We start from the raw sequence: 16,595 nt of genomic DNA, 5'->3' as shown, positions 1-16,595 counted from the left end.
GGTTCCGACCGCAGACCGGCTCCCTTCCGACCATGGAAGGGAGCCGGTCCGCGCCGTTCTGTCGGTGGCTGCCTGCTGCGGGCGCGAACGGGGGCTGACCGTCCGGTCCAGCCCGGCGTTCGCGTGGCACGGCCTACCGCTGGACGAAGACGGCCACACTGCGCGCCGGTACGGTGAACGTGCCCGTCGAAGCGTCGAACGCCGCCGTCCGCAGCACCGGGTCGGCCGAGGAACGCAGCACCGGGTGCAACGCCACGTCCGCCCCACGCAGCCCGGTGACCCGCTGGGTCGCCGACTCACGCGTGCTGTTGAAGACCACGGTCACCGACTTCCATGCCCCGCCGAGGCCCCGGGCGTCGAGGGTCATGGTGAGCACCCCCGGAAGCTCGTCCGGCCCGGACAGCGGGAACCCGACCCGCTGCTGCACCTGACGTGCGTCGGACAGCCCGAACACCGGTGTGGAGTTGCGGATCCGCAGCAGCTCGGCGTAGCGAGCGTCGGTCAACTCGATCGCGCCGCAGTCCGGCACCAGCTTCGGGTCGGCCAGCAGCGGCTTCGCGTACGGCCACTTGTCCCGGTTGTCCTCGGCGGGCGGCAGGCCGGTGCCGAAGCCGTTGCCCTGGGTGCAGTCCCAGCGGATCTGGTTGAACCAGTCCCCCGAGTTGTACGAGTTGCGGTCCAGCGACTTCGACCGCAACCGCTCGGTGCCGGTGGTGACGAAGCCGGCCCCCTGGCCCAGCGCCACCGTGCCCAGGGCGAGCACCTGCATCCGGGCCCGGTCGGTGGCCGAGGTGGCCTGCGGCAGCTTGTACGCCAGCGCGTCGTACAGGATCTCGTTGTCGTGCGCGTCGACGTAGGTGATCGCCTCACCGGGTGTGTCGGTGTAACCGGCCGGCGAACCGTTGTAGTCGACCTGGTCGCCGGTGACCGTCCGGCCCGCCGAGTCGGTGAACCGGTAGCCACGCAGGTTGCCGACCAACCCGACCTTGATCAGGTCGTGCTGGTGCAGCAGCCGGGCCCGCTGCTCGGCGGCGGAGCCGTTGACCGGGTCACCGTTGGGATCGCTGAACAGCCCGGAGGCGAAGCCCTGCTGGCGCGGGTTGTCGTCGAACGGGCCACCACCGCGTACCGCGTCGCGCAGCCGGTCGTTGAAGGTGCCGATCCCGGTGCCGGCCATGTTGGCCTGGGTGGCCTGCACGAACCGGGCGTCGTCGGCGACCTCGCCGAAGTTCCAGCCCTCGCCGTAGAGCAGGATCTTCTTCCCGTCCACGCCGTCACGGGCCACGGTCAGCTTGTCCAGCGCCTTGCGTACGGCCAGGATGTTCGCCTTCGGGTGGTGGCCCATCAGGTCGAACCGGAACCCGTCGACCTTGTACGCCTTGGCCCAGGTGACCATCGAGTCGACCACCAGCTTGCCCATCATCGCGTGTTCGGGTGCGGTGTTGGCGCAGCAGGTGGAGGTGGCCACCGACCCGTCGTCGAGCAGCCGGTGGTAGTAGCCGGGCACGATCTGGTCGAGCACCGAGCGCGGGTCGGTACCGGCGGCCGAGGTGTGGTTGTAGACGACGTCGAGCACCACCCGCAGACCGGCCCCGTTGATCCCGGCGACCATCTGCCGGAACTCGGTGGTGCGCCGGGCACCGTCCGGGTCGAGGGCGTACCCACCCTCCGGGACGGTGTAGTGCAGCGGGTCGTACCCCCAGTTGTAGCCGTCGGTGTCGCGCACCGCGGCGATGCACTCCTGCTGGCGCTCCGAGTCCGACGGCAGGGCGGCCAGGTCGCAGTCGGGCTGCCGCTGGTCGGCGCGCCGCTCGGGGATGGTGGCGAAGTCGAACGCGGGCAGCAGGTGCAGGTGGTTGACGCCCGCGTCACTGATCGCCTTGAGGTGCTTCATCCCGGCGGTGGTCGGGTCGGTGAAGGCCAGGTAGGTGCCGCGCCGGTCGGCCGGCACGGTGGTGTCGGCGATGGAGAAGTCGCGTACCGACAGCTCGGAGATCTGCACCTTGGCGGCCGGCGGCGCGGCCGGCTTGCGCAGCTTCGCCCAGCCGGACGGGGCCAGCTTCGGGTCGGCCAGGTCGACGATCTGGCTGTGCGTGGAGTCCGCCGCCAGCGCCACCGAGTACGGGTCGGTCACCGAGGCGGTGACCACCTGCTGCGCCGCCGGCTGCCAGGCCTGCACCCGGTACCGGTAGTACCGACCGGTCCAGTCCCGCGCCCCGCGTACCGACCAGACTCCGGTGCGGTCGTCGCGGCGCATCTCGACCAGGCGCGGTGTCGCGGTGGGCGAGTCGAACAGCTCCAGCGACACGTTCCGGGCCGTCGGGGCCCAGACCGCCAGCGTCGGTACGCCACCGGTGAAGGTGGCGCCCAGTCGGGCGGCCGTCGCCGGGGCGTACACGTCGTCGAGCACGCCCGGGATCTGCACGCCGGTGGCACCGAGCAGGGTGCCGTCGGCGGCCCGCTCGGTGACCAGCACCTGTCCGCGCAACGCGGCCGGCACTCCTGCCAGGTCCCGCCGGTCCAGGCTGAACGCCCGGTGATCCCACAGGTGCGGGAAGGCCGCGCGTTGGGCCTCGGTGAGCCCGTTGCGCTGCGCGGTCAACGGCAGCGAGGTGTACGTGCCGACCAGCTCGCCGTCGACCACCCGCACCCCGCCGGTCGGCGCGGTGACCAGCGCGTATGCCTTGCCGTCGCCTGCACCGGTACGCCAGGCGACGGTGGACCGGTCGATCCAGTGCGCCTTCTGCTTGCCGATGTCGGTGTCCGTACCGGTGCCGGTGGCCGTGGTCGGCAGCAGCCGGCCCGGCGTCGCGGCGAGCAACCACACCTCGCGTCCGGCGTCGGCGAAGTCGAGCCGCTGGTCCTGCGGCAGATCCTTCTCGTCGCCACGATGAATGATGTAGCTGAGCCCGGTCGCGCCCTCGGACAGCGGCACCCGGAACTCGGCGCCGAACGAGTCGATCCGGGTCGGCGGCATCGGCCGCGCCCAGTCGGTGGGGTTGGCGGCACCGTCCCACAGGTGCAGGCCCCAACCGTCGTAGTTGCCGTCGGGCCGACGGTAGTGGATGACCGCCGTGCCGTCCTCGACCGGCGGCGCCGGCTCACCGGCAGCCTCCTCCCGGCTCGGGTACGTCGCCGGGTCACCCTGCTTGACCCAGACCTCGCCGGTCTGTGTCACGTCCACGGTCCGGTCGTTCTCGACGTCCTTGGTGCCGTCGGCGTCGACCACCAGGAAGCCGACCGACTTCGCGCCCGGCTTGAGCTTCACCCAGGCGAACCGCCCGTACGCGTCGGTGCCGGCGAACGGCTGTCCCTTCGGCCAGTCGGTGGCGTACTCGGGGTCGATGTCGCCCCAGGTGTAGAGGCCCCAGTCGGTGTAGTCGCCGTCCGGCCGCTGGTAATGCACCACCAGCCAGTCACGGGACGAGCCGGTCTGCTCCGGGGTGCCGACGGTGGTGGTCGCGCGGGTGGTGGTGGTGCGGCCCCGGCCGTCGCGGACCGCCGCCAGGTATTCGACCTTCGTGCCGGCGGCCAGCCCGGTCAGGTCGTGGTGCACGGTGTACGGCGCCCGGTGGGCGGTGCCGAGCAGCGTCCACCGGCCACCGGCGACCCGGGCGGCCATCGTGACGGTGGCCAGCGGGTCCCCGGTGACCGCTGCGGTGATCTCGGCCCGGGTGGCCGGCGCGTCGGGGGCGGTGATGGTGAGGCCCGGCTTGGCGGTGGGCAGCGGGACGGGCTTGCCGGCCCGGTGCACCACCGCAGACAGCGGCGGCACGGTCAGGGTCAGCTTGCCGTCGCCGGCGGCGGTGGGACGGCCGTTGGTGCCGTAGATGCCGGCGAAGGTGGCGCCGGCCGACCAGGTGTCCACGGTGACAGTCTGCGCGGTCGCCGCGTTGTTGACCGCCACCACGTACTCGGTGCGGTTGTCGGGGTCGAACCGGGAGAAGGCGAAGACGCCCGGCCCGTCGGCCGCGTGCCGGGTCACCTGCACGCCGTCGCGCAACGCCGGGTGTGCCTGGCGCAGCTTGCCCAGCCCGGCGATGGTCCGGTACAGCGGGTGGCTGCGGTCGAACTGGTCCTGGGCATGGGTGCGGTCGGTGCCGAGCAGGTCGTCGTCGAGGTAGTCGGGCGTCCGCGAGGCGAACATCGGCTGTCGGGCGTCCTTGTCACCGCCCGCGCCGGTGAAGCCCTGCTCGTCACCGGAGTAGACCACGGGCTGGCCCCGGGTGAGGAACATCAGCTCGTGGGCGAGTTGGTCGCGGCGCAGGTGGGTGGCCGGGTCGGTGGGGCCAGCGGCGATGAAGGAGCCGATCCGGCCCATGTCGTGGTTGCCGAGGAAGGTGGGCAGTCGACCGGCGTGGGTGTCCCGGGCGGCGTACAGGTCGTCGCGGGCGTACACGTCGGCCAGGGCCTTGGCGGAACCGTCGTTCGCGGTGTAGCCACGGGCCGCCTCCTGGAAGGCGAAGTCCAGGGTGGCGGGCAGCGCGCCCTCGCGTACGTAGCTGGAGGTGATCTCCTGGTCGGCGCTGTAGACCTCGCCGAACATGAAGAAGTCCTTCTTGCCGGCGCGGGCGGCGGCCTGGTCGATGCCCTGGCTGAACTGCGGCCAGAAGTCCATGTTGACGTGCTTGACGGTGTCCAGCCGGAAACCGTCGACACCGGTGGCCTGCACCCAGTCGGCGTAGATCTTCGTCATCCCCCGGACCACCTCGGGACGCTCGGTCCACAGGTCGTCCAGGCCGAAGAAGTCGCCGTACTCGCTGTTCTCCCCGACGAACGTCGAGTCACCACGGTTGTGGTACATGGTCGGGTCGTTCAGCCAGCCCGGCACCTTGACCTTCGCGTCCGCCGGGCTCGCGAAGGTCGGGGTGTACGGGAACGACCGGTTGTCGACCTGCGGGAAGGTACGGCTGCCGTCGGCGTAGTTGCGGTCCTCGAAGGGCCGACCCTGCACGTCGCGGTACGGCGCGGTCGTCTTGTCGATGTAGCTGTACCTGTCCTCGGCGTAGGTGATCACGTCGGCGGTGTGGTTGACGATCACGTCGAGGTAGACCTTGATGCCGCGCTTGTGCGCCGAGGCGACCAGCTTCTTCAGGTCGGCGGCGCTGCCGAAGTGCGGGTCGACCTGGGTGAAGTCGGTGATCCAGTAGCCGTGGTAGCCGGCCGATACGTCGCCCCCCTCGCCCTGCACGGGCCGGTTCTTGAACACCGGTGCGAGCCAGATCGCGGTAGTGCCGAGCCCTTCGATGTAGTCGAGCCGGTCGATCAGTCCTTTGAGGTCGCCGCCCTGGTAGAACCCCTTGTCGGTGGGGTCGTACCCGGTGCGCAGCCGGTCGCCGGTGAGGCCGCCCCGGTCGTTGCGCGGGTCGCCGTTGGCGAACCGGTCGGGCAGTACGAAGTAGAACTGCTCGGCGCGGGCCCGGTTGCCGCCCGCGTCCAGCAGGGCCTTGGCGGTGGGCTCGGCCTGCCAGGTCACGGCGCCGGTGGGACTGAGCGGGCCGGTGCCGCCCGCCGCCACGGCGGGGCTCTGGTGCACCACGACCGGTGCGCCGAGCAGGGTGAGGATGAGCAGGAAGACGGGGGCAAGCAGGGCTCTGCGCGGTTTCGGCGGGGGTTTCATCGACGGCCTTCCTCTGGTCGCTGAATGGCCCGCACGCTAGCCCTTGCCGAAACATTCTGCAATACCTTGCAAACCAGCCGGCAATACTGCCGGCACCTTGCGCAAGGTTGAAACCGAGCAATCGAGAAACGGACCGTCCTCAGAGTCCGTCGCAGGCCCGTCCGGAGACGTTGCAGCTTGCCGGGCGGGGGGAGGCGAACTCGATGTGGAAGCGCAGGGCGACGGCCGATCCCGCCGCCAGATCCGGTCCACTGCGATAGGTCAGGGTCCCCCCGGCACCGCTGAACGTTCCCTGCGGCACCCCCTCCAACCAGGCCGTGACCACCCGCCCACCCGGATACTCGATCCGGGCCGACCAGCTCCGGTCGCGGCGGGAGGTGTTGCGGATCAGCACCTCCGCGATGAAGCCACCGGAGAAGGTGTCCGTGACCCGGTAACGCGCCTCCAACGGAGCCGGAGCAGGAGCAGGAGCGACAGGTGGGGGTGCCGGCGCGCTACTGGCCGGCGGCGCCGGGCGGGGCGGGTGCGACGCCTGCGTGGCCGAGGGTGACGGCTTGGGTGAGGCCGGCCCCGTGCCGGTCGGGCTGGGTGGATCGGTGCGGCGCGGAGAGAGACCGGGCACCACCTGCGACGGCAGCGACGACTCCCGCCCGGCCGACGACGCGCGCTCCGGCAGCGGCACAGCACCCACCGGCGGAGCCGGGTCGTACTCCGCTCCGGGCCCGCGATACGCCCCCACTGCGACGACGAGCAGGACCACCATCGCGCCCACCCCGATCGACACCAGAATCCAGGGCGAGGACGCCACGGCGGTGGCACTGCGGGGCGGCATCTGACGCGGAGCGCGGCGCATACCGGACATGTCTCTCCTCAGCGGGCAGCCCGGCAAGGGTAACGATCATCAGTGGTCCCGGGAAGTACCCGACCAATCAACCAACAGTCCTGACAGTACGATCAGCCCAGCGCGCAGGCCGAGCCGTTGACCGTGCATTGTGCCGGGTACTCCCCGTTTCCGGTACGGCTGACCCGCAGCCGCACCGTCTGCTGCGCCCCGACATCGAGCAGGCCGACACCACTGAGCAGATACCAGCCGGCACCCTTGATGCTCACCGACACACCCGGGCCGCTGGACGCCCGAATGCCGGTGACCCCGCTGGTGAACCGCAGTTCCACCACCCAGCCCACCGGCAGGCCGGTGCCGTTGCGGACCACCAGCTGAGCCCGGAACGAGCCCGGGTCGCTGGCGGTGACCTGATACCCGGCGGTCAGCATCCCGACATCCACCGACACCGATGGCTGCTCGTCGGGTGCGGTCGACGCGGACGGGCCGGCTTCCGCCCGCGCCGAGGCCGACGCGGTTCTCGACGGCAGCACCGACGGCCCCGACGAAGCGGTGGGCGGGGCTGCCGAGGCCGTCCGGGTGCCCGTCGACGCCGGCGCGGACGTAAGGCTCGCGGTGGGGGTCGGCGAGTGCTCCAGCGCCGGCAGGACCATCGGCGGACCGGGAGTCCAGGCCACCGGCTGCTCCGGCTCGCGGAACGACAGCGTCGCCACCACCAGCAACACGGCCAGCACCGCGACACCGACCAGGACCACCACCCACGGCGCCGACGCGATCACGTTGGGCACGGCACCCCGGCCGTTCTGTTCACCACTCTCGTCGCCCACCGGTCGCACTGGCATGCAGCCCCCTCTTGGTCGCCGACGCGCCAGCCTAGTCACGCCGGCACCGGGGACGGAACACACCGGCCGCAAGCCCGATCGGACGATCTCCGCGACAGCGCGTGACACCTGGCCGGAGGGGATCAGCCGGTCCGCACGACCGTACAGATCACTGGTCCGTCATCGGTTGACCGCAGCAGGTAGCGGTAACGTTCGCCCGGCACCTGCCGCCCCTGGCTGTCCAGGAACTCCCAGCGGACCGCCACCAGGGTGAGCAGGGCGGAGATGTGCTGGATCTGTTCGATCTCGGCATGCGCGGCGACCAGTTCCCGCTCGGTGTAGTCCGGCGCGGCGCCCACGAAGGACAGTGTCACCGCCGCAGGCGAGGTGAACGAGAAGCTGTAGGTGTCGGCGACCACCATCCCCGGCAGGGCGTAGCAGCCGGCGATCGCCGGCAGGTCGCCGGAGGTCAGGGCGACACCGTACCGGTCGAAGAAGTCGGTCAGGGCATCGAGATCGGTGGAGGCAGTCACACCGCAGGAAGTTGCCGGCCCACCGGCCGACCAAACCTCAACGAGCCGGCATCCGTACCTCGATCTCGCTGCCCAGCCGGGCACCGCCGTGCAGGCCGAGATCATCACCGCTCCAGAAGCGACCCGGGTCGTACCAGTTCGGACGGCGACCGGCGGGCAGCAACCCCATCGCCTCGTAGGTGACCGCGACGACCTCCGCGCAGTACGCGGTCTCCAGGGTCGACTCACCGGAGGAAGCAACGGGCGGCCGGGCGGCCGGTCTCGGCAGCCGCGGCGTCGGCACCCTCCCCCGCAGCCACCGCCAGGCCAGCTGGGCGGTGGACGGAAAGGGTGTGCCGTCCAGCCGGGCGATGGTCTGCAACACCGCCCGTTCCATCTCCGGGTCCGCCGGTGGATCGAGCTGCCGCAGCCAGGCACGCTGGCCGTACCGGTTGGCCCAGACGCAGACCGCGTCGCGCAGATCGTGCAGTTGCACGCCGCGCTGGTGGCTGCCGGTCCACATGTCGGGCAGCGACCGGCCGAGTTCGGCGTGCCACATCAGCGGCGGCATGTCGTCCAGGACGACCGCCATGCCGACGTGGTTGACCGGGCTGTTGGTGGTCAACTGGATGGCCCGGTCGGGCACGCTGCGACCCCGGAACACCCACACGTCGCCGGTACGGGTCAGCTCGACCGCCTCGTCCAGGCTGATGCTCATAAGGGACTACCCTAAGCGTATGCGGCGACGGGTGCGTTGGTGGAAGGTAGTCGGTCTCGCCGGTCTGGCCGGTGTGGCGGCGTCCGGTGTGGTGATCGCGCGAGCCGAGCGACGGCGGCGCGCGTACACCCCGGAGGAGATCCGGGATCGGCTGCGTAACCGACACGCGGAGGCCCACTCGTTCTCGCCGGCCGGCGAGTACGAGTGACGGCCGCCGGTCGGCGAGCTCAGTCCACTTCGGTGTAGTTGCGGTCCCAGCGACCGCCCTCCGGCGGGTTGTCCAGCCGCAGCGCTCCCTCGGCGTTGCCGGCGAGGTCGTTGTCCTCGACCCGGCACGACAGGCAGCGCCCCTGCGGTGTGATCCACATGCCGTAACTCTGCGTGGGGTCGTCGCGGTTGTCCCAGATCCGGTTGCCGCGCACCGTCGCCGAGTGCAGGTCGGTGTTGACGGTGAGGCCCGCACGTACCGGCGCCGGGCTGGGCAGTTCGTACGCCGCGCCGGGCGGCGGAACGTCCTCGTTCCACGCGTTCTCGGCGTCCGGCCGCAGGTCGGCCAGGGCCAGGTCGGTGTCGGTGTTGGCGACCACCACCGCGTACCGGGTACCCACCCGTAGCACCTTGCCCCGGTGCCCGTCGATCGGCCAGTGTGCGGACCGGTCGGTGACGGATCGGCGGGCGTAGTGCACCGACTCGCCGGCCCCGGTGGCGGCCGGGGCGCACTGTCGGCCGTTGTTGCGGATCCGGTTGTCCACCACCACCGCGTCGACCATCGGCCGGTCGATCCGGATCCCGTCCAGACCGTTGTCCCAGAACTGGTTGCCGTTGATGACGACGTCCGTGGCCGGGCCTTCGTAACCGGCACCGAGGTAATGCTGGTGATAGCCGTGGCGCCCGTTGCCGCTGATCCGGTTGCCCTGGATGGTGTAGGGGCCGGGGGTGTTGCCCATGCTGATCCCGTCGCCGACGTTGCGGTCGATGACACAGCCGGTGAGCAGGCCGCCGCGTCCGGCGATGCCGGCGGTGCCGTTGGCGGAGACGTCGAAGCCGGCCTCCAGATTGCCGGTGATGGTGCAGGCCGACACGATCAGCCCGTCGGCACCCCAGTCGGAGATGCCGAACCGGTTGGCCTGGCTGTGGCAGCCGATGATGCGGTACCCGCGTGGTGGTGTCCAGTACGGCTTCTGCAACTCCAGGAAGATGCCGTTGGTGCCGTTGCCGAGCGTGGTGCAGTTGGTGATGGTGCAGCGTTCCACGTCGCCCCAGCCGCCGATGCCGACACCGATCCCCGCGCCGCCCATCTGCTCGCCGTTGTCCAGCCGGCCGCAGCCCACCGCGACCACCCCGTCGATCAGGCAGTCCTGGAGGAAGTCGCAGCCCAGCCCGGTGGCGCCGGTGTGGTGGATGTAGAGGTTGCGGAACACGCCCCGGACGACGTACTGAAGACCCAGGCCCTTGGCGAGGTAGTTGTACTGCGTCATGGCCACGCCCGAGCCGTCGATCTCGAAGTCGGCGAAGGTGCAGTCGGCGATGTGGCGGTCGCGGTCCGCGCCGTGCTGGACGGTCGTCCAGTACGCCAACGGGGTCGGTTCGGCGCGGTTTCCCTCGTTACTGAGCAGGAATCGGGTCGCGCCCGACCCCGCACCGATCAGGGACACCCCGCTGCGCCAGACGGTGCCCGCGTCGCGGATCGAGTAGATCCCGGGCGGGCAGTAGATGACCCGGGCCCGCCCGTCGGCCGCGTACCCCTCGCCGAGGCGATCCACCAGGGCCGCCAGCGCGGGCTGGTCGTTGGTCGTCCCGTCGCCCTGAAGTCCGAACGCCCGGGCGTCGCACCACAGCGGCGCCCCGGCCACCGGGGCCAGATGCTCGCGAATGGCGACGGATCGGCCTCGCTGCCCCACGGGCCCTCCCTCGATCGTCAGCTACCTGCCCGCCGGGCTTTCCCGCTCCCCGTGTCCGAAAACGCCGCGTCGCGAGTTCCGTCCAGAGGTCTTGAGGCTCGCGGGGCGGCCAGGGCTGAACTCTGAGGCACCTTGACTGATTTGCCCGATAAGTCAGGTGGGCTGGGTCACCGTGGTGGCGGAATCATGCCCCCACCCCCGTCGTTGTACATGGGGTAACCGCGACGCCCCTCGGCGACGCCCCCGGGAACCCGGGCCGGAATGACCGCCCCCCACCCGGCGTTACACATCTCCCGGACATCGTGAGCGGCCCAGCGGGCCCGCGATGCTCCCGCACGACATCCCCCTTGTTGCGCGGCCACCGCGACCCCCTCGCAGACCGCCGCGCGCACCCCCGAACGGAAGGCGGAACCTCATCATGCGTACCACCATGCTGCGTAAGACCGCGCTGACCATCGCCGCTGCCGCCGCCACCGCCGGTGGCATCGCCGGCCCCGCCATCGCCGCCCAGGCCACCCCTGGGGTCGCTGCGGCCCACGCCGACCGCAAGAGCGAACGGCAGCTCGACGTGCGCTACGAAGCCCAGGACACCTTCTACTACTGCGGCCCCGCCGCAGCCCGCAACGCCCTGTCCGTGCAGGGCAAGAACATCGACCAGCACGACATGGCCCAGCGCATGGGCACCACCGAGAACGGCACCGACTCCATCAACGACATCACCCCCGTCCTGAACAAGGAGACCGGTAAGGACGTCTACCGCTCGGTGGAGATCGCCGGCGCCAAGGCCGACACCAAGCAGACCGACAAGCTGCGCGAAGACATCAAGCGCACCGTCGACGACGGCCGCGCCGTGGTCGCCAACATCGCCGGCACCACCACCGACACCAACGGCACCACCCACTCCTTCGAAGGCGGCCACTACGTCAGCGTCACCGGCTACCGCGACAACGGCGACACCGTCACCATCGCCGACTCCGCCAACCCCGCCACCGCCATCTACGAACTCACCACCGACAACCTCGCCGACTGGATCGCCACCCGCGGCTACACCGCCACCCACTGACACCACCCAAACACCGAAAGGGCCGCCCCCCACCCGGGGGCCGGCCCTTTCCCACCCCATCCCACCCCATCCCACCCCGCCCAAGCCCCCGCGATCTTGCACTTTCGGTCGCCTAAATGCCCGATAGGCACCATTCACCCCGACCAAAAGTGCAAGATCGCCGCAGAGAAGGGGGCGGGTGGCGAGGGAGGGGGTTGGGTGGGGGTGAGGAATTCTAGGCGGTTGCCGTGGGGGTCGTTGGTGTGGAAGCGGCGCAGGCCGGGCAACTCGTCGTCGCCCCAGATGACCGGGTAGCCGGCGGCGGCCAGTCGGGTGGCGAGGGCGTCCAGGTCACGTCGGAGCAGGGCGGGGTGTGCTTTGCGGGCCGGGCGGAAGTCGTCCTCGACTCCCAGGTGCAGTTCGGCGCCGTACCCGGTGAACCAGCAACCACCGCGAGCCGCGAGGGCCGGCGGCTTGGCCTGCTCGGTCAGGCCGAGCAGGTCGACGTAGAAGGCCCGCGAGCGGTCCCCGGAACCACGCGGGCAGGCGAGCTGGACATGGTGGATCATGATGGGCACCTCCCGCCCACACGGTGACACCGGGTTGCGCTCATAGCAAGACGGACGTACGGTTTTGTTGACAGGGAGAATCGGCGGTAAGTGTCCCCTAACCACGGCGGCGCTCCAGCCGGTGCGACAGACTGCTCAGGACTACTCACAGTCGCTGGTGTGAAGGAGTACGACGTGGCGAGCCTCGACACCTTCGGTGCGAAGACCCAGCTGCGCGTCGGAGACGCGAGCTACGAAATTTTCAAGATCAGCCAGGTGGAGGGCCACCAACGGCTCCCCTACAGCCTGAAGATCCTGCTGGAGAACCTGCTGCGGACCGAGGACGGCGCGAACATCACGGCCGAACACATCCGCCAGCTCGGCGCGTGGGACCCGAACGCGGACCCGAACGTCGAGATCCAGTTCACCCCGGCCCGGGTGCTGATGCAGGACTTCACCGGCGTACCGTGCGTGGTCGACCTCGCCACCATGCGTGAGGCCGTCCGCGACCTCGGCGGCGACCCCACCAAGGTGAACCCGCTCGCCCCCGCCGAGCTGGTCATCGACCACTCCGTCATCGCCGACCTGTTCGGCCGCGAGGACGCCTTCGAGCGCAACGTCGAGCTGGAGTACGCCCGCAACAAGGAGCGCTACCAGTTCCTGCGCTGGGGCCAGACCGCGTTCAACGAGTTCAAGGTGGTCCCGCCCGGCACCGGCATCGTGCACCAGGTCAACATCGAATACCTGGCCCGTACGATCATGGAGCGTAACGGCCAGGCGTACCCGGACACGGTCGTCGGCACCGACTCGCACACCACGATGGTCAACGGCCTGGGCGTGCTCGGCTGGGGCGTCGGCGGCATCGAGGCCGAGGCGGCCATGCTGGGCCAGCCGGTCAGCATGCTCATCCCCCGGGTCGTCGGCTTCAAGCTCTCCGGTGAGATGCCGGCCGGCACCACCGCCACCGACCTGGTGCTCACCATCACCGAGATGCTGCGCAAGCACGGTGTGGTCGGCAAGTTCGTCGAGTTCTACGGGCCGGGCGTGAGCGCGGTGCCGCTGGCCAACCGGGCCACCATCGGCAACATGTCCCCGGAGTACGGCTCCACCGTCGCGATCTTCCCGATCGACGCCGAGACCGTCCGCTACCTGGAGCTGACCGGCCGCGACCCGCAGCAGGTCGCGCTGGTCGAGGCGTACGCCAAGGAGCAGGGCCTCTGGCACGACCCGGCGGCCGAGCCGGAGTACTCCGAGCGCCTGGAGCTCGACCTGAGCACCATCGAGCCCTCCCTCGCCGGCCCGAAGCGCCCGCAGGACCGGGTGCCGCTGGGCAGCGCCAAGACGCTGTTCCGCGCGGCGCTGACCGACTACGTGGCCGCCGACGAGACCGGTGGCGACCCGGGCCGCGAGCCCGGTGTGCCGCAGCAGGAGACGCCGTTCGGCACCGCCGGCCCGGCCGACGAGGCCAGCGCCGAGTCCTTCCCGGCCAGCGACTCCCCCGCCAACGGCGTCAACGACCCGGCCGACGCCCCGCGCGACCTGGTGACCGCCGCAGTCGGCGCGGGCGGGCGGGCCAGCAACCCGATCCGGGTCACCGGCGACGACGGCAACACCTACGAGCTGGACCACGGCGCGGTGGTGATCGCCGCGATCACCTCCTGCACCAACACCTCCAACCCGCAGGTCATGATCGGTGCGGCGCTGCTCGCCCGCAACGCGGTGGACAAGGGCCTGAACCGCAAGCCGTGGGTGAAGACCACCCTGGCGCCGGGCTCCAAGGTCGTCATGGACTACTACGAGCGGGCCGGCCTCACCCCGTACCTGGAGAAGCTCGGCTTCCACCTGGTCGGCTACGGCTGCACCACCTGCATCGGCAACTCCGGCCCGCTGCCGGAGGAGATCTCCGCGGCGGTGAACGAGGCCGACCTCGCGGTCGTCTCGGTGCTCTCCGGCAACCGCAACTTCGAGGGCCGGATCAACCCGGACGTGAAGATGAACTACCTGGCGTCCCCGCCGCTGGTGGTGGCGTACGCGCTGGCCGGCACGATGGACATCGACCTGGCCAACGAGCCGATCGGCGAGGACAGCGCCGGTCAGCCGGTCTACCTGCGCGACATCTGGCCGAGCACCGCCGAGATCCAGGACGTCATCGCCTCGGCGATCGGCGCCACCGGTTTCAGCGCCGCGTACGCCGACGTCTTCGCCGGTGACGAGCGCTGGCAGTCGCTGCCCACCCCGACCGGCGACACCTTCGCCTGGGACGGTGACTCCACCTACGTCCGCAAGCCCCCGTACTTCGAGGGCATGGCGCAGCAGCCGGTTCCGGTGACCGACATCGCCGGGGCCCGGGTGCTGGCCAAGCTGGGCGACTCGGTGACCACCGACCACATCTCCCCGGCCGGCTCGATCAAGGCCGACTCCCCGGCCGGTGAGTACCTCGCCGCGCACGGCGTACCGCGACACGAGTTCAACTCGTACGGCTCACGCCGAGGCAACCACGAGGTGATGATCCGGGGCACCTTCGCCAACATCCGGCTGCGTAATCAACTGCGGATCCCGGGCGCTGGGCCGGATGCGGGAGCTCCGCTCCCTGAGGGCGGCTTCACGGTCAACCACCTGACCGGCGAGCAGTCCTCCATCTACGACGCCTCGATGGCCTACCAGGCCGCCGACGTGCCGCTGGTCATCCTGGCCGGCAAGGAGTACGGTTCCGGCTCCTCGCGGGACTGGGCGGCCAAGGGCACCATGCTGCTCGGGGTGAAGGCGGTCATCGCCGAGTCGTACGAGCGGATCCACCGCTCCAACCTCATCGGCATGGGCGTACTGCCGTTGCAGTTCCCGGCCGGCGAGAACGCCGACTCGCTGGGGCTGACGGGCACCGAGACGTTCACCATCACCGGGGTGACCGCGCTCAACGACGGCTCGACCCCCCGTACGGTCAAGGTCACCACCGACAGCGGGGTGGAGTTCGACGCGGTGGTGCGGATCGACACCCCGGGTGAGGCCGACTACTACCGGCACGGCGGCATCCTCCAGTACGTGCTGCGGCGGATGATCGCCAGCTGACGTACCCAGAGCCGAGGGGCTCCCTCCCGCCTGTGCGGGAGGGAGCCCCTCGGTCGTTCCGACAGCCCTTCAGCCAGCGGTACGACGGGCCTCTCGGAGCTTCATCGCGTGCTCCACCAGGGTGATGAGCACTTCCTTGGCCGACTCGCGCTGCCGGGCGTCGCAGAGCAGCACCGGGACCTCGGGGTCGAGGTTCAGCGCCGCCTGCACCTCGTCGAGCCGGTAGTGCCGTGCTCCCTCGAAGCAGTTCACCGCGACCAGGAACGGGGTACCGCGTCCCTCGAAGTAGTCGATGGAGGGGAAGCAGTCGGCGAGCCGGCGGGTGTCCGCCAGCACCACCGCCCCGATCGCGCCCAGCGCCAACTCGTCCCAGACGAACCAGAACCGGTCCTGACCGGGCGTGCCGAACAGGTACAGCACCAGGTCGTCGCTGATGGTGATGCGGCCGAAGTCCATCGCCACGGTCGTCGTGCGCTTGGCCTCGACGCCGGACAGATCGTCGATGCCCACCCCCGATTCGGTCAGCACCTCCTCGGTCCGCAACGGGCGGGTCTCGCTGACCGCGCCGACCAGCGTGGTCTTGCCCACCCCGAATCCGCCCGCGACCAGAATTTTGATCGCCGTGGGCAACGCGACCATGCCCGACGGCCGCTCAGAGTGCCCGTAGTCCATTGATAACCGCCTCGAAGATGCTGTGGTCGGGAACGCCGACGGTGCTGTGCGGCTCCCGGATCTGAACCAGGCTGCGCGCCACCAGGTCGCCGAGCAGGACCCGCACGGTGCCGACCGGCAGGTCAAGGTGGGCCGCGATCTCGGCGACGGACTGCATCCGCTGGCACAAACCGACGATCGCCAGGTGCTCCGGGCCCAACCCGATCTCCGGCGAGACGTCCGTCCGGGTCGCCATCACCAGTGAGATCAGGTCGAACGTGCCGGTGACCGGGCGGGCCCGGCCGCCGGTCACCGCGTACGGGCGGACCACCGGACCGGCATGGTCATCCACCCACTGGTGGTCGGCGGACTCTCCCTGCACCGTCATGTGGGTTACTTCTCCCCGTTGGTCTGCTCGGCTGATCGTGTCGGCGACGCGACGAACTTGCCGACCCGGGTAACCAACATGGCCATCTCGTACGCGATCAGCCCCACATCCGCGTCCTCGCTGGCCAGGACCGCGAGGCAGGCGTTGCGGCCGGCGGCTGTGACGAACAGGAACGAGGACTGCATCTCGATGATCGTCTGCTGCACCTGCCCGCCACCGAACCGCTTTCCCGCGCCTCGAGCCAGGCTCTGGATGCCGGCCGCCATTGCCGCCAGGTGCTCGCCGTCGTCGCGGCTGAGCCCCTGCGACGAGGCCATCAGCAGACCGTCGGCGGACAGCGCGACCGCGTGCTCGGCCTGCTTGACCCGGCCGACCAGATCGTCCAGCAACCACGTCAGGTCGGCACTCGAAGCCGTCTTCTGCGCCACTTCGTCGTCCTCTTCTCCCCCGGCTCATCGCCGTGCTCATCTGGTCCTGACCGTCGGTC

The 16,595-nt window shown here is 70.4% G+C and carries 13 protein-coding genes; 3 read left to right on the top strand and 10 right to left on the bottom strand.

Annotated features, from left to right (window positions below; genetic code table 11):
• Positions 1-133 precede the first annotated feature (133 nt).
• The 5 genes from pulA to AB0M35_RS16560 all read right to left on the bottom strand — a co-directional run bounded on the left by pulA (position 134) and on the right by AB0M35_RS16560 (position 8,512).
• Positions 134-5,620 carry a pullulanase-type alpha-1,6-glucosidase gene (pulA, locus tag AB0M35_RS16580; protein WP_363746089.1) on the bottom strand — a complete coding sequence of 1,829 codons (5,487 nt, stop codon included), beginning with the start codon at positions 5,618-5,620 and terminating at the stop codon, positions 134-136.
• Between the two features lie 139 nt (positions 5,621-5,759).
• Complete coding sequence (locus AB0M35_RS16575) at positions 5,760-6,482, bottom strand: cellulose binding domain-containing protein (RefSeq protein ID WP_363746087.1); 723 nt, start codon at positions 6,480-6,482, stop codon at positions 5,760-5,762.
• Positions 6,483-6,574: 92 nt separating this feature from the next.
• A complete protein-coding gene (locus AB0M35_RS16570) occupies positions 6,575-7,303 on the bottom strand; it encodes a cellulose binding domain-containing protein (protein WP_363746085.1) in 729 nt (242 codons plus the stop codon).
• Between the two features lie 122 nt (positions 7,304-7,425).
• Positions 7,426-7,815: a hypothetical protein gene (locus AB0M35_RS16565; RefSeq protein WP_363746083.1), complete on the bottom strand. Its 390-nt coding sequence runs from the start codon at positions 7,813-7,815 to the stop codon at positions 7,426-7,428.
• 37 nt (positions 7,816-7,852) lie between these two features.
• The gene (locus AB0M35_RS16560; RefSeq protein ID WP_363746081.1) at positions 7,853-8,512 is read right to left on the bottom strand and encodes a hypothetical protein; all 660 of its coding nucleotides are present in this window, start codon (positions 8,510-8,512) and stop codon (positions 7,853-7,855) included.
• 19 nt (positions 8,513-8,531) lie between these two features.
• On the opposite strand from AB0M35_RS16560, the gene AB0M35_RS16555 reads away from it, so the two are divergent.
• Positions 8,532-8,720: a hypothetical protein gene (locus AB0M35_RS16555; protein WP_363746230.1), complete on the top strand. Its 189-nt coding sequence runs from the start codon at positions 8,532-8,534 to the stop codon at positions 8,718-8,720.
• Positions 8,721-8,739: 19 nt separating this feature from the next.
• Here AB0M35_RS16555 and AB0M35_RS16550 read toward each other — a convergent pair whose 3' ends face one another.
• Positions 8,740-10,413: a right-handed parallel beta-helix repeat-containing protein gene (locus tag AB0M35_RS16550; RefSeq protein WP_363746079.1), complete on the bottom strand. Its 1,674-nt coding sequence runs from the start codon at positions 10,411-10,413 to the stop codon at positions 8,740-8,742.
• Between the two features lie 418 nt (positions 10,414-10,831).
• On the opposite strand from AB0M35_RS16550, the gene AB0M35_RS16545 reads away from it, so the two are divergent.
• Positions 10,832-11,476, top strand: a complete 645-nt coding sequence (locus tag AB0M35_RS16545) for a C39 family peptidase (RefSeq protein WP_363746077.1) — start codon at positions 10,832-10,834, stop codon at positions 11,474-11,476.
• Between the two features lie 134 nt (positions 11,477-11,610).
• Here the strand turns inward: AB0M35_RS16545 and AB0M35_RS16540 are convergent, their stop codons facing one another.
• On the bottom strand, positions 11,611-12,024 hold the full coding sequence (locus AB0M35_RS16540) for a VOC family protein (RefSeq protein ID WP_363746075.1): 414 nt from the start codon (positions 12,022-12,024) through the stop codon (positions 11,611-11,613).
• A 159-nt stretch (positions 12,025-12,183) separates the two neighbouring features.
• On the opposite strand from AB0M35_RS16540, the gene AB0M35_RS16535 reads away from it, so the two are divergent.
• Positions 12,184-15,069, top strand: a complete 2,886-nt coding sequence (locus AB0M35_RS16535) for an aconitate hydratase (protein ID WP_363746073.1) — start codon at positions 12,184-12,186, stop codon at positions 15,067-15,069.
• A 69-nt stretch (positions 15,070-15,138) separates the two neighbouring features.
• On the opposite strand, the gene AB0M35_RS16530 is transcribed toward AB0M35_RS16535, so the two are convergent.
• Genes AB0M35_RS16530 through AB0M35_RS16520 form a run of 3 tightly spaced genes read right to left on the bottom strand, consistent with a single transcriptional unit; the run spans position 15,139 to position 16,536 of the window.
• Positions 15,139-15,741 (bottom strand): ATP/GTP-binding protein, encoded by a 603-nt coding sequence (locus AB0M35_RS16530; RefSeq protein WP_363746071.1) that lies wholly within the window; start codon positions 15,739-15,741, stop codon positions 15,139-15,141.
• Positions 15,722-16,108, bottom strand: a complete 387-nt coding sequence (locus AB0M35_RS16525; protein WP_363746069.1) for a DUF742 domain-containing protein — start codon at positions 16,106-16,108, stop codon at positions 15,722-15,724. The genes AB0M35_RS16530 and AB0M35_RS16525 overlap by 20 nt, the downstream gene beginning before the upstream one ends.
• Positions 16,109-16,113: 5 nt before the next feature.
• On the bottom strand, positions 16,114-16,536 hold the full coding sequence (locus tag AB0M35_RS16520) for a roadblock/LC7 domain-containing protein (RefSeq protein ID WP_013734909.1): 423 nt from the start codon (positions 16,534-16,536) through the stop codon (positions 16,114-16,116).
• Between the last annotated feature and the right edge of the window lie 59 nt (positions 16,537-16,595).

This window comes from Micromonospora sp. NPDC051196, from assembly GCF_040682415.1.
Taxonomy (GTDB): Bacteria; Actinomycetota; Actinomycetes; order Mycobacteriales; family Micromonosporaceae; genus Micromonospora.
This window is presented reverse-complemented; position numbering and strand designations above follow the sequence as displayed.